We start from the raw sequence: 14723 nt of genomic DNA on the forward strand, positions 1-14723 counted from the left end.
TTGTTTGACAATGCTCAATTTATTTTGGGTATCGACCATTTTCAATCGCTCACTGATGGATACTAACCCAGACTTTTTTTTAAAAAGTCATTCTCCAAAGTCAGCTGACCGATTCGAGCGTAGAGTTTCTCTGTTGGAATTTCATCTTTGGCAACGACCGTTTTTTCTGCAGAAAAAACCGCAGAAAGATTCCGTATGGCTTCAGCCTTCCACATTGAAATTTGATTGGGCAGCAACTCGTATTTTTTTGCTAATACCTTGATGACATCTTTCTCTTTTAAGGCTTCCAAAACAACTTTGGCTTTGAAGTCTTTTCCGAAGGTTCTTCTTGTTCTTGACATATTAGTGCTAATTTAAGGTTTTTATTCCTATCTAAATTAGTCGGGATATATTGTCCGAATTTTTGGGGTCAGCATATTATGTATTATTGAACAATTTTCGAAAGGAAATCATTTTTATAATAAATGCAAGTCCGTTCAACTGGATTTTCCTGAAGTAAAAACAATTCACGCAAATGAAGCAACTTTTGCTAAGATCCCTAAATCCAGAAAAACTGCTCCTTATAAAACGGCTTTGGAGATTGCAAGATTAATTATTTTAAACTTTGCACCCAATATATCTAGTGGTAAAGAGAATATGTTGGCCTTACTTTTTTATATGAATTCATTATAGGAAGAATATGTGTTAGTCTGCTTGAAAAAAGCAGCAAAAAACAACGATCTAAATGTCGCTATTCATGGTGAAAAATCACAACCTTTTTGGAATGGGATTACGATTCGTCCAGATATCGTCATTGAAGAAGAAGATGAAACTTTTATTATTGATACTAAATGGAAAAACACAATCGGCAGTAAACCTTCAGCTGATGATTTACGCCAAATGTATGTGTACAATGACTATTGGAAATCCACTAAAGCCATGTTATTGTATCCTTCCAATACTACAACATTTACAAAAGAAGATTTTATTCCTTTTAATAAAATAACAGAAACAGCACATCACGAATGCGGAATAGGTAAAATTTCTATTTTTGATTCGGATAAAAAAGACCTTGATAAAGAAATTGGCAACACCATTTTAGAATGGTTTAATATAATTTGACATGTCTTCTCCCTAGAAAGCTATCTTTTTAAAATCCTTATTATTAGAATAATCATATTATTTTTTTATGCAAATAATCGCTTTTACGGTAATCCGTAAAGAAATGAAAAAACATAGAGTTACATTTGGCTACACCACTTTCTTCAGACGTAAAAGTGATAGTATACGTCGATTGATTTAATGAACAAGTTATGAAACACCTTTACAAGATTATATTTTTATTCGTTTTACTAATTATTAATGCCAGCTCTGTTTATTCTTCAAATAAAATAGAGGAAATCATAAAACTAAAAACAGTTGGAGATCCAACTGGGCAAATAACAGGAAATGCAACGGTATGCCAGAATGCAGCCCAGCCTGAAATAATATTTGAGGTTGACGATAATGTAAAAGGGCCTTATACCTTTACTTATACCATAAATGGAGGGACTTCAATAAATATTTCAACAACAGGAAGTAACAAAAGTGTAACCGTTTCTGCGCCAACAAATGTTGCAAATACTTTTACATATATTTTGACTGGTGTAAAAGACAAAGACAATACTGCTGTTGCTGTTTCTAGTAACAATACAGCAACAATTGTAGTGAATCCTTTGCCAGCGGCTGATTTTACTTTTTCAGATAATCAGTGCTCGGGTACTGCGGTACAGTTTAACACAACAAGTAGTGGAAACTCTTATACTTGGAATTTTGGCGATGGAGTTACGTCGTCAGTAAAAAATCCTACTCATATTTTTACTTCTTTAGGTTGTGGCTCAGCACCTTTTAATGTTACTTTAACTGTAACAGATGCAAATGGTTGTTCAAGTACAATAACTAAGATCATTACAATAAAACAGCAACCAAACGTAAATTTTATTGACAGTAGTGTTACATACAACCCTATAAATCTCTCTAACCAATTTAATAATTGTAATTCAGCTGGAGCAAACCCAAATTATAACGTGAGTGTTAACCCTTCTGCTTCCAATTCTAGTTGTATAACCAGTTATAGTGTAGTATGGCAGGATGGAGGTACGCCGGAAATATTTACTTCTTTTCCTTTTACGCATTCCTACACTACTCTTGGTGCATTTACGATGTCAATTACAGCTATTGGAAGTAATAGCTGCTCAACGACAAAAAAATATATTATAAAAAACGAATCGAATCCAGCAGGAGGCCTTGTTAGTCCCGGAAGCACAACAAACTTATGTGCTCCTACACCAGAACTAAAATTCACATTGTCTAACTGGGCTTTAAATTCACCAGGAACAACATACACACTAAACTATGGCGATTCCTCACCAGTGATACAACTTTTACAATCAGATTTAATGCAGAATTCATTGTACTATAATTCTGCTAATCCATCCCTTTCATTAAATTACCCTGTTCCACATATATACAGCACAAGTAGTTGCCCTAGCGTTAGTATAACTGCAACATTAAAAATATCAAATTCATGTGGAACAACCAATTCAACAATTTCACCAATTGTTATTTTACGGTCTCCTACTTCAAATTTTACAAATCCCGCTAAAGCCTGTGTTAACACTTGTGTTCAATTTACTAATACATCCACACCCGCTTCCAATGAAAGTTGCCTTGAAAGTACATTATACGAGTGGAATTTTGGAGATGGTTCAAGTATTTATTCCACAACCACTGCAGGGACTCCAAACCCTCCATGTCATACCTATACATCACCCGGTAAGTACACCGTAACACTAACTACTTATGGCTATTGTGGTACAAGCATTAAAACTGGTGAAATCTGCATTGAGCCTTCACTTATTCCTAACTTCACACTCGCAGAAAGTTCAGGTTGTTCACCGCAAGCAATCACCGCTACCAACACAACGGTTGAAACTAATTCTTGTAGTCCCCCAACTTATGTTTGGAGTACAACTTTTCTTCCATCCAGTTGTGGAACAACTATTGCACCAATTCCAAATCAAACAGGTGCTAACGCTTCCTTTAATTTCACTGTGCCTGGAACTTATAGCATTAAGCTTACCGCAACTAATTCTTGTACGCCTTCCCAATCTGTAATTAAAACGTTTACCGTTAAACAACTCCCAAAGGTTACAATTGCGCCGATTGCACCTCTTTGCCAAACGGTAGTTTCAACAGTAATTAATCCAACTGCTACTATAGTCAACTGTGGGACACAATCTCCCCTGACGTATGAGTGGAGTTTCCCAAATGGAACACCAGCTGCTGCTACCACTGAAAATCCCGGTCCTATTAGTTATGCTACCTCAGGAATATTTCCATTTTCTTTGAAAGTAACCAATGAATGTGGAACAACAACCGTAAACAGCTCCGTCACTATCAAACCCACACCAGCTGTTGATAATATTACAAGCCAACAAAAGTGCAAAGGACAGCAATCCGACGCTATCTTGTTTAGCGGCGGTCTTACCGGTACTGTTTACAGTTGGACAAACAACAATACAGCAATAGGATTAATGGCCGCAGGTACTGGAAATATAAATCCTTTCACTCTTGCCAATACAGGAACAACAATCTTGACAGCTACAATAACAGTAACACCTTCATTTAATGGCTGTTCAGGACCTGCAAAAACATTTGCTATCAGTGTCAATCCAGAGGCTACAGTAAACACTGTCAGTAACTCGGTGCTTTGCAACACTGCTCTGCAAAATGCAATTACTTTTAGCAGTTCTTCAATAGGAACTTCCTTTTCATGGACCAATAATACCCCTGCCATTGGGTTAGCGGCAAGCGGAACTGGTAATATTCCAGCTTTTACTGCTACTAATTCAAGAATTTCGCCTATTGTGGCAACTATTACAGTTACTCCATCAAATGCATTGGGTTGCAATGGAATTCCAAAAACATTTATTATTACCGTTAATCCCACTCCCACTCCATTTGTCTTGACCAATCAAGAGTATTGTAATGGAGTTGCAACTAGTCCAATAATTTTTAGCAATGACGTTTCAGGAACTACTTACACATGGACTAATTCTAATGCTGCTATTGGTTTAGCCGCAAACGGAACGGGAAATATAACGTCATTTATACCAAAAAACACGAGTGTAAACCCTATTACAGCAACAGTAAGTGTTACCCCAAAAGCTAATGGATGTATAGGAACATCGCAAAACTTTACCATTACTGTAAACCCGTCTCCAGTAGTTACCTTTTCAATAGAAAATCAGACCATTTGTTCAGGTGATACTTCGGCTTTGGTAACATTAAGCAGTGTTGCTGGAGCCACTTTAAATTGGACGGTAATCCAACCATCCGGAATATCAGGAGTCGCAATAAGCGGAACCAACACAATCCCTACACAAACTTTAGTCAATAATACAAATGCCAATATCGTTGTAACGTATAATGCCACGTCAACATTATCAAGCGGAGCAACTTGTGCTGGAGCGACATTTCTTTATACCATAACCGTAAAACCAAAACCAATTATTGCTGCGAATATGACTGCGACTAGTTGTACTGGTTTGTCATTCTCTGTTATCCCAACGAATGGTGCTGGAAATAATATTCCCACAGGAAACACTTATTCTTGGAGTACTCCAATTGTAACGGGTGGGATTTCTGGTGGGATTTCTGGAACAAATCAAACTAATATAGCTGGAACATTAAACAATACAACTACTGTCGTTCAAACAGCAACTTACACCGTAATTCCATCATTAAATGGTTGTGCAGGTTTACCGTTTGATGTTGTGGTTTCTGTAAATCCAAAACCAGATGTAAATGCTACCACGGACATTATTCTTTGTATTGGAGAAACAAGTGCACTGATTAATTTTTCAGGAAATGTTTCAGGTGCAACTTATAATTGGTCCTCAAATAGTACAAGCATTGGAATAGCAGCTTCTGGCAGCAATTCCATTCCATCATTTACAGCAATAAATACAGGTTTAACCCCAGTAATTGCAACAGTTACCGTAACACCAATGGCTAACAGTTGTACGGGTTTATCCAAAACATTTAAAATAACTGTAAATCCGCGACCGAACGTTAATTCGATAACCAATCTGGTAAAATGTAATGGCATCGCCAGCGGCACTATCCCTTTTACTGGAAGTGTAAATGGAACTACTTTTGATTGGACGAATGATACACCGTCAATTGGTTTAGCCGCTTCCGGAAGCGGCAATATTCCAAATTTTACAACAATAAATACTGGATTAACACCCGTAATTGCGACTATAACCGTTACACCGAAAGCAAATGGCTGTTTTGGAACTCCAACCACTTTTACCATCACTGTTAACCCAACACCTACAGTTGATTTACCTTCGAATCAAACGGTTTGTAATGGCCAATCGACTACCGCTATTTTATTTTCGGGAACGATTCCAAATACGACTTACAATTGGACCAACAGTAATTCAAACATAGGATTAGGAACTAATGGCGTTGGAGATATACCAGCTTTTACGGTTATTAATAACGGCACGACCCCTATTGTTGCTAATATCACCATTACTCCAAATGTAAATGGTTGTCCAGGAGCATCCAAAATATTTACCATCACTATAAATCCATCTCCATCAGTTTCATTTACGCCTTCAAATCAAGTGGTGTGCTCTGGATCTTCTAACACAGTTGTCAATTTAACCAGTTCATCGGGTACAAGTTTTACTTGGACTGCGTTGCAACCCTCTGGAATACTTGGTGTTTTGATTAGTGGAACGAATACAATTCCGGTTCAGACATTAATTAATACCACTAATCTTCCCATTGTGGTTACTTATTTAGCGAAAGCCGAATCAAATAGTGGTGTAAGCTGTCAAGGTGTTACCTATCCTTATACCATTACTGTCAATCCAGTCCCTTCCATCACGACGGCACAAGCGCAAACTATTTGTTCCTCTACCGCTTTTTCAATAGTTCCTTTAGACGGTGCGGGAAATAGTGTTCCTAGTGGAACTACTTATTCTTGGGTAATACCTCAAGTAACTGGCGGAATTACGGGAGGTGCAGCCTTAGCAAATCAAACAACCATAAAGGGTACGTTAATTAATCCAACAAATGATGTTCAAACGGCTACATATACTATAACTCCAAAATCTGAAACTTGTGCAGGAGCAACATTTACAGCAGTAGTAACCGTTAATCCTTCTCCAAAAGTTCAATTTTCGGGACCAAATCAAACACTTTGCTCTGGAAGTGTCAGTTCATTGACAAGTTTATCAAGTCTTACTACCGGAAATGTTACTTTCAATTGGACAGCAACGATTCCTACGGGAATTTCTGGAGCAACAGGTTCGGGAACGGGTACAATTCCAACTCAGACTTTGGTAAATTTAACAACAACGCCACTAACTGTAATTTACACTGCCACAGCAACTTTCGAAAACAACGGGGTTTCTTGTTCGGGAACACCTTTAGATTATAAAATAACGGTAAATCCTGCAATTATTACATCCAGTATTCTGTCTAATTTTAATGGATTCAATGTGAGCACTTTTGGCGCCAATGATGGTGCAATTAATGTTACCGTTTCGGGCGGTTCAGGTACTTACACTTATTTGTGGTCTGGACCAAGCGGTTTTCCGCTTACAACAAGTCAAGACATTTCAAATGTTCCAGCGGGCGCATACTCATCAACTATAAACGATGGACTTTGTAATCCTGTAATATTAAATTTTAACTTAACGTCACCATTACCTTTGCTTATTCAAGAAGACACTGCGGCACAAATCGATGTATTGTGTTTTGGTTATTTGACTGGAGCCATTAAAGTTGATATTACACAACAATCTGTTGGACCTTATGATTATCTATTGACTTTGCAAGGAGGTGGAACAATCAGTAGTATTGTTAATTCAGCGGCTACTAATTATACTTTTAGTAATTTGGCCGCAGGCATTTATGACATTAAAGTTACCGACGCAAATGGAAGTAGTAAGACAATCGATGGAATAGTTATTTCGCAGCCTAACGGTATAACTGCTTCAATTGCAACTCCTGCGAATGTTAGCTGTGCTGGAAGTGCAACGGGTTCGGCAACGGTAACTGCTTCGGGAGGAATAGGGACTCTGACCTATTCTTGGAATACAACTCCAATTCAAACCACAGTAACAGCAACAGGTTTGACAGCAGGGAATTATACAGTTACGATTACAGATTCCAATAATTGCTCGATCCAAAAACTGGCTGTAATTACGGAACCAAATGGGATTACTACATCCATTTCATCACAAACCAATGTGCTCTGTTTTGGCAATAATACGGGTTCTGCAACGGTTTCTGCCACCGGAGGAACAGGAGCTTTAACTTATTCATGGGATACTATTCCAATACAAACAACTGCAACAGCGACGGGATTAGTAGCAGGTACTTATAATGTAACCATAACAGATGCTAATGGTTGTTCAAAAATGCTAACAGTACTTATTACTCAGCCTTCTGCCGAATTGGCTACCACAATTTCTAATTCAACTAACGTGAGTTGTTTTGGAGGAAGTAATGGAAATGCAACAGTTTCATTTACTGGAGGAACTTCACCTTATACTTATTCTTGGAACACAAGCCCAATTCAAACCTCGGTAACAGCTGCAGGATTAACAGCAGGAACTTATAATGTAACAATTACAGATGCAAATGGATGTGTAGATTCAAGCTCAGTAACAATAACAGAACCAGCAGGAATGTCCGCAACTATATCCTCTCAAACGGATGTTTTCTGCTCAGGGAATAGCAGCGGTTCAGCAACTGTGTCTGTTACTGGAGGCACAGCGCCATATGGCTACTCTTGGAATACAACACCAGTTCAAACTTCAGCTACAATAACAAATCTGGCAATTGGTACTTATACAGCCACCATTACAGATGCTAATGGTTGTACTACAACCACTCAAGCCACTATCACAGAGCCAAACGGTATTGTAATTTCAATAGCCTCACAAACCAATGAAAATTGTTATGGAAATAATACAGGTGCAGTTTCTGTTTTAGCAAGTGGAGGAACGGGAATCTTATCATACTCTTGGGATACTATTCCGGTACAAACTTCTTTAAATGCAACAGGATTAATTGTAGGAACTTATCATTTGACCGTTACCGATGCTAATAATTGTACGAAGGTTCAAACAGTAAATATTACGCAACCCGACGATATTAACATAACTACTGATTTAGAAAAAGACATTACTTGTTTTAATGATGCCAATGGTGAAATTAAAATCACAGTCACTGGTGGTACATTAAATTACAATTATGCTTGGACGAAAGATAGAATTCCTTACGCAACCACAGAAGAGATATCCAATTTAAGTCCTGGAATATATGAAGTAATCGTTTCCGATGCCAACAATTGTAACCCAAAAACTAGAACATTTACCATAACAGAACCACCAGTATTAGCGGTAAGCCTAATCAGTCAAACTAATATATTGTGCTCTGGAAAATCTACAGGAACGATAGAAATTGCTGTGGTTGGAGGAACATCTACATTTTCTAACTATAACTTTGCTTGGACTGGGCCTAACGGATTTACAAGTTCCAATAAAAATCTCACTGCAATTACTGCTGGAACTTATAATGTACTGGTTACCGATAATTCGGGTTGTTCTAAGGCATTAAGTGTTACACTTACCCAACCAACTGCTATTATTTTGTCAGCCACAACCACACCAATAATCTGTTATGGATCCAATAACGCTTCCATAACTCTTGCTATAAATGGCGGTGTAACTCCTTATACTATTGTATGGAGTAATCTGGGAGGCGGAATGTTTCAGGATAATCTTTCGGCTGGTGATTATCTGATCACCGTTACAGATGCTAATAATTGCGTGAAAACACTAAATGTAAATATCCCTGAAGCACCAATATTTACAATTAATCCAGTTGTTAAAAACATTTCTTGTTTTGGTGCCCAAGATGGTAGTATCAATCTAAATATCATTGGAGGGATTGCTCCTGTGAAATTGGTTTGGGATGACAGTCCAGTAGCTGGAAATGTCAGGAATAATTTAGGACCAGGTTCTTATACGGTAACTATCGTGGACGGCAAGCCTTGCACCATCAAAAGAACTTTTATCATATTAGAACCTCAACCTTTAATTTTATCAGCTAATACTAACAATGCCTTTGATTGTGACAATGCCAATAGTGGTGCAATAAATCTTCTCGTTGCCGGAGGTACACCACCTTTTACCTATTCTTGGTCAAATGGATCTACAACTGAGGATTTAGGTACTATTCCTGCAGGAAATTATCTGGTTACAGTAACTGATAGCAGAGGCTGTTCAAAACAGGCGCAATATAGCATCAACCGACCGCCACCTATGGTTATTGGAGTGGCAACCAAAACAGAATTTGACTGTGAAACCAAGTACGTTAAACAAAACTTTGTAGCCCAAGTTTCCGGTGGGGTTCCACCCTACCAATTGTCTTGGTCCAATGGAACGGCCAGCGGTCCAAATAATGAAATAATGAATACTAGCCAAAACGGAACAGCGATATTATACGTAACGGATGCTTTAGGCTGTAAAGCAAATTACTCCTTCAATGTTAAATTGCAGTCCCTTGGATCACCTTCATTTAATGCAACATCCTATTCATATGTATCGTATGGCACCTATTCTATAATGGATCCAATACAGTTTACCAATACTGCTACGGGTGATTATATAAGTATGGTTTGGGACTTTGGCGACGGTAGCTTTTCAACAGATCTTAACCCAGTACATAGCTTTATAAATCCAAAAGAGTATACGGTTACACAAACAGTTACTTATCCATTTGGATGCATCTACGTACAAAAAATCAGTTTTATTGTTGAAAAAGGATATGTGTTTATTGTTCCCACTGCTTTCACACCCAACAACGATACTGTCAATGATACATTCAGACCTGTGACTAAGGCTTTAAAAAATGTTCGTCTGGATATTTATGACACTTGGGGTTCAATGATCTATTCAGAAACCGGAGACACATTGAAGGGGTGGAATGGTAAAATAAAAGGCCAGAATGCAGAAAATGGCAACTACTATTGTAAAGTTAGCGCAGAAACTTTTTACGGAACTATTGTCACTGAAAATCAACCTTTTGTATTAATAAAATAATCAATCACAGAGAATGAAATTTAAATTTGTTTTATATATCCTGTTAACTTTCATATTTATAGTAGAAGTTAATGCACAAGATCCTGTTTTTTCACATTATTATTTTGTCCCTGAAACGCAGAACGGCGCGTTTACAGGAACCGTAAACACGTTAAACACCGGAATTCTACACCGTACACAGTGGCCCGATGGAGCTAGAAGAGTGGATACCGATTACGCTTTTATCAACGGTTCCGTTGGGAATCTAGCAGAAGATTCGCGTCCGAGTGATTCAAATCTTCAAAATATTGGAGTCGGCATCACCGTATTAAATCAACATGAGGTTTTTACAAATTATAATTACACTCAAATTAATGGGGTATTTTCGCTAAATCTTGACTTGGATAATTTTTATTCTGGATTAAGAATGATTTTAGGATTAGAAGGTGGCTATGGAACTAAAAATTTTAACTTTAAAAGTCTTTTGTTTGAAGACCAAATCAATACTAACGATGGCAGCATTGGTGGTGGTAGTTCAGATCCAAGTCTTTTAGGCCTGCAAAATAAAATGGATTTCGTGGACATTTCATCAGGTCTTTTACTTTACACCGATGACTTTTGGTTTGGAGCTTCAGTTAAGCATCTTAACACTCCCAATATTGCCTTCGATTCTCAGGGTAAGCTCCCTTTAAATATGAACTTTAGTTTTCAGAGCGGATACGCCTTCAATCTGGACAGTAGTCCCGCTTTAACATTCTTACCAAATGATTCCAAATTAGTCCTCACGTCAAATTTTATGAAACAAGGACAATATAATCGATTGGATTTTGGTAGCATTGTTCATTTTAATCCATTTATTCTGGGAGTCATTGCTGCAACAAATCCTATGATGAAAAGTGATGAGAGCCATATCCTTACTTCAGTGAATCTGATTGGTTCTATTAAAATATCTAACTTCACTTTTGGCTATTCCTATGATGTAAGTACTTCAAAAATTGCGAATACCCAAGGAGTTCATGAATTTTCGCTTACTTGGCAGGTAGGCAGGGAATGTCATAGTTGTAATAATTATTTAGCAAGAAGACCATGGGGTAGGAATTATGATGATTAACATTTTTAAAAATTAAGTTTTCGATAAATAAAAAATGATAACACGAAGTAATTATGATGCAATCTTCTGCAATAATTAAAATTCCGAAAATGCATAATTAAAAACAAATTAGAATTTCTTAAAAATTTATATAAAACCGCAATAGCGGTTTTTTTTGTGCCTAAAATTAAAGTTCGTAATTAAATCTATTAACAAATACTGTAAACTACTCCCATTCAAGGAAGGATTAGGAAGAATTCAGAAAGATTCAGAAAGATTTATTACTCTTAAAGTCTGAAAGCTGCCAAATATTTCCGAAAGTTAACCAAAGTTACTTTATTCTAACAAATTCTACTGAATGTTTCCCTAACCTACCAAATCCTTCAAGGTATACAAATTAAAACCGAATATTTGCTATGTGGATTTCGGACCTCATCTACATAGTCCTCCTGATTTTCTAGCTATTGAAAAAAAAACACTAATTGTGAATCAAAAAAATATGGACAAATACAAACGAATCAACACTAATCCAAAAAAAATGTAAATAAATTCTGACAAATATGAGCGAATCCGAATAAATGCGAACAGGCAAATAATTTAAAATCAAATATTTGTAATTAAAACAAACTCATTGTTTGTTGTTTACCTAAAAACTAATTAATGACTGCTAATACAGTATATGACATTTTTCTTGCACTTCCAGAAATGGAAAGGCAACGTCATATTGAATTAGTAAATGAATATAAAAGGAAAGAAGACAATAAATATGCTATCATACCCCAAAAAAAGAAAAAAGTCTTCTCCTATACCCAACAAGATGCATTAAATTATCTACTTCAAAATGTATTTTGCACAAAAAAATAGTTTAAAACTTATTCTACTACTCCCCGCTTTTCAGTTTTTAATATTTCCCCCGCTTTATCTTTAAGATACGATCAAAAGAAATTCTAAAACATTATTTGATTTAAAATAGCATTTAACAATCCTATATATTGGGTAGAAAAATGAAATTCAAGACGTAATTTAACTCGAAAAATCAATAAAAGACATTAACTATTTTTTTTAAAAAATAAGTAAATTAGACTTGAAAATAATTTCAAAAATAGTACATTAAACTGTACACTTTTTTAAAAAGTATACCTTTCAAATACAAAAAAAGGGGTTAAATTTAGTAAGAAAATTATCGAATAATTCTACACTCCCAAGTTCAAATCTCTGTCTCGCTACCAAAGTAAACCATTAAACAACAACTATTTAAAGGTTTTTTTACGTTAAAATATTTCCAAATTATCTAAAATAATTTTTGAGAGTGCGGAATTAGATCGAGGAACTTTATCAAAACAACTTAGTTTCTTTACTCTTTATAAAGCCAGTGATAAAATTTAAGTATCAAAAATAGCTTTTTTGCATCATCATGATTGAAACTGTAGTTAATATTTCTATATCATTTTGGATAAATTAACAATCAAGTGATAAATACATTCCTTAAGCTTTCCAAAACAATCACTTTTCCTATTCAACTTTTCCGAAATAAGTAAACACATTTGAAAGGTATCAATAATTTTATCCTCCTTACATTACGTTGTTCTGTCTCTACGTCAATAAGTAGTCCTTCCCTTTTTTTATTGCCAATAGTAAATTTTATCGTTAGGAAAAATCGATGCTTAACCTTCGCCTCAAGTTAACCAGCGGAAAATAATGATTTATTCAGTCTTCATTACTTTTAAATTCAATTATCCTTTCAATAAGATTGATTTTTATACCAAATCGAACAGGCTATAACATCTTGAGTAGGGGTGTAAAAATCGACCTGATTAAACACATTAACGATTCATTAACAATATCGTGTTGATTTGATGGTATTGAAAACTAAGGGCATTTCTCTTATTTTGACTCCTATAAGTAAAGGGAAATATTTATGCTGAATGTTAGTCAGAAGGAAAAAAAATGTGTGCGGTATCTTGCCAATGAAATGTCAAAAGCAGAGCGATCCGTATTTGAAATTGAATTGTCTTTAGATGATGATCTCCTTGCTATTTTTGAAAATTTTAAAAGCATTTGGATCAATTATCCCAATAGCGAATTGCCAAAACAAACGATTTCCTTTGAAGAAATTCTGCTCCAATGTAATAAACCAGAAAAACATAAATCCGTAAATGTTTCTACAAAAAATAAGGTAATTCTTTCGATGGCTTCCCTTTTGGTTTTTTGTCTGGGCTTTTATTTCATTGGAATTACAAAATCTGAATATACTAATCATAGAGTCGCACCGAAAGGTCAGCGGCTTACTTTTATTTTACCGGATAGCAGTACTGTCATTTTAAATTCCGGAAGTGAAGTTAAATATTCCAGTGATTTTGGAGAACAAAGAGCTATTTGGTTAAAAGGAGAAGCTTTCTTTAAAGTTGCAAAGAATGTTAATGCTCCTTTTGTTGTTCATACTAATGATTTTAATGTGAAAGTTTTAGGAACGGAGTTTAATATTAACAGTAATACCATCAATCAGACGGTCTCTTTAGCAAAAGGAAAGGTAAATATAGTTCTCAAAGAAAGTAAGGATGAAATTAACCTTTTACCAAATGAAGAATTGGTTTGGAATGCCAAAACCAAAGCCGTTATCAAAAGGAACTTTGATGTTAATAAGGTTTCTGCATGGAAAGACAATATACTTCTTCTGGACAATGAGAAATTTGAAGATGCACTCTCAAAAATCAATCAATTTTATGGAGTAAATTTTATTATTAAGGATTCTGCCATTGCAAATCAGCATATAAAAGGAGCTTTTAAAAACCAGACCATTGATGAATTTATAACGTCTCTAGAGTTTATTTCAGATGTGAGTATCACAAAAACCATTCAAAATAACATTGAGATAACTGGGCGCCATGAAAATTAATCAAACAAAAATGGGCAATAGTGAATGCTTTTCCGACGATTATTTATTTCAGCAAATTCAGAATGGCCATTACGAGGCTATGAATCTTTTCTTTAATAGGTATTATACTCCTTTGTGTCGTTTTGGAATGACTTATGAATCGAACTCTTGCCTTGTTGAAGAAAAAGTCGCTGATATTTTTATTCAGTTGTGGACCAACAGAAATATTCTTGATAAAATTAAAAATCCTAAATCTTATATTTATGTAATAGTAAAAAACAGTTTAAAAACAGTACGAAAATCAGAACAGTTTTACCAACAAATTGATGAAGAAAAAACTATAAATTATATGTTTTCGCCTAGTAGGGAACAGGAGATTATTGAAAATGAACAAAAAGAAATGAACACCACATTGATACGTGAAATATTAGATATTATTCCTAAAAAATCACGTCATGCTTTTGAACTCAGCAGAATTGATGGTTTAAAATACAAAGAAATTGCGGAAATTTTAAATGTCACTCCTAAAACGGTTGAAAATCATATAGCCCTTGCACTCAAATATATTAGTAAAGCATTGGAATCCTATAAAAAGAAAGGCTTGCTAAACTCGATCTAATAATTA

General features: G+C 35.6%; 6 protein-coding genes and 1 pseudogene. 6 read left to right on the forward strand and 1 reads right to left on the reverse strand.

Going from position 1 to position 14723, the window contains the following annotated elements:
- Positions 1-62: 62 nt before the first annotated feature.
- On the reverse strand, positions 63-341 hold the full coding sequence (locus tag ACP7AV_RS09745) for a transposase (protein ID WP_426091797.1): 279 nt from the start codon (positions 339-341) through the stop codon (positions 63-65).
- An 85-nt stretch (positions 342-426) separates the two neighbouring features.
- On the opposite strand from ACP7AV_RS09745, the pseudogene ACP7AV_RS09750 reads away from it, so the two are divergent.
- The 6 genes and pseudogenes from ACP7AV_RS09750 (at position 427) to ACP7AV_RS09775 (ending at position 14717) form a co-directional block, all read left to right on the forward strand.
- Positions 427-1101, forward strand: a pseudogene (locus ACP7AV_RS09750) (5-methylcytosine restriction system specificity protein McrC).
- 191 nt (positions 1102-1292) lie between these two features.
- Positions 1293-10154, forward strand: a complete 8862-nt coding sequence (locus tag ACP7AV_RS09755; protein ID WP_426091798.1) for a PKD-like domain-containing protein — start codon at positions 1293-1295, stop codon at positions 10152-10154.
- 13 nt (positions 10155-10167) lie between these two features.
- Positions 10168-11244, forward strand: a complete 1077-nt coding sequence (locus ACP7AV_RS09760) for a PorP/SprF family type IX secretion system membrane protein (RefSeq protein ID WP_426091799.1) — start codon at positions 10168-10170, stop codon at positions 11242-11244.
- Positions 11245-11883: 639 nt separating this feature from the next.
- Positions 11884-12087 (forward strand): hypothetical protein, encoded by a 204-nt coding sequence (locus ACP7AV_RS09765; RefSeq protein WP_426091800.1) that lies wholly within the window; start codon positions 11884-11886, stop codon positions 12085-12087.
- Between the two features lie 1054 nt (positions 12088-13141).
- A complete protein-coding gene (locus ACP7AV_RS09770) occupies positions 13142-14119 on the forward strand; it encodes a FecR family protein (protein WP_426091801.1) in 978 nt (325 codons plus the stop codon).
- The gene (locus ACP7AV_RS09775; RefSeq protein WP_426091802.1) at positions 14109-14717 is read left to right on the forward strand and encodes a sigma-70 family RNA polymerase sigma factor; all 609 of its coding nucleotides are present in this window, start codon (positions 14109-14111) and stop codon (positions 14715-14717) included. The genes ACP7AV_RS09770 and ACP7AV_RS09775 overlap by 11 nt, the downstream gene beginning before the upstream one ends.
- Positions 14718-14723 lie beyond the last annotated feature (6 nt).

The organism is Flavobacterium sp. DSR3-2, from assembly GCF_049896525.1.
Taxonomy (GTDB): domain Bacteria; phylum Bacteroidota; class Bacteroidia; order Flavobacteriales; family Flavobacteriaceae; genus Flavobacterium.

Excerpts from the sequence above, each read along its gene's own strand:
- ACP7AV_RS09745 (WP_426091797.1), bottom strand. The coding sequence starts at position 341 with ATGTCAAGAACAAGAAGAACCTTCGGAAAAGACTTCAAAGCCAAAGTT.
- ACP7AV_RS09755 (WP_426091798.1), top strand. The coding sequence starts at position 1,293 with ATGAAACACCTTTACAAGATTATATTTTTATTCGTTTTACTAATTATT.
- ACP7AV_RS09760 (WP_426091799.1), top strand. The coding sequence starts at position 10,168 with ATGAAATTTAAATTTGTTTTATATATCCTGTTAACTTTCATATTTATA.
- ACP7AV_RS09765 (WP_426091800.1), top strand. The coding sequence starts at position 11,884 with ATGACTGCTAATACAGTATATGACATTTTTCTTGCACTTCCAGAAATG.
- ACP7AV_RS09770 (WP_426091801.1), top strand. The coding sequence starts at position 13,142 with ATGCTGAATGTTAGTCAGAAGGAAAAAAAATGTGTGCGGTATCTTGCC.
- ACP7AV_RS09775 (WP_426091802.1), top strand. The coding sequence starts at position 14,109 with ATGAAAATTAATCAAACAAAAATGGGCAATAGTGAATGCTTTTCCGAC.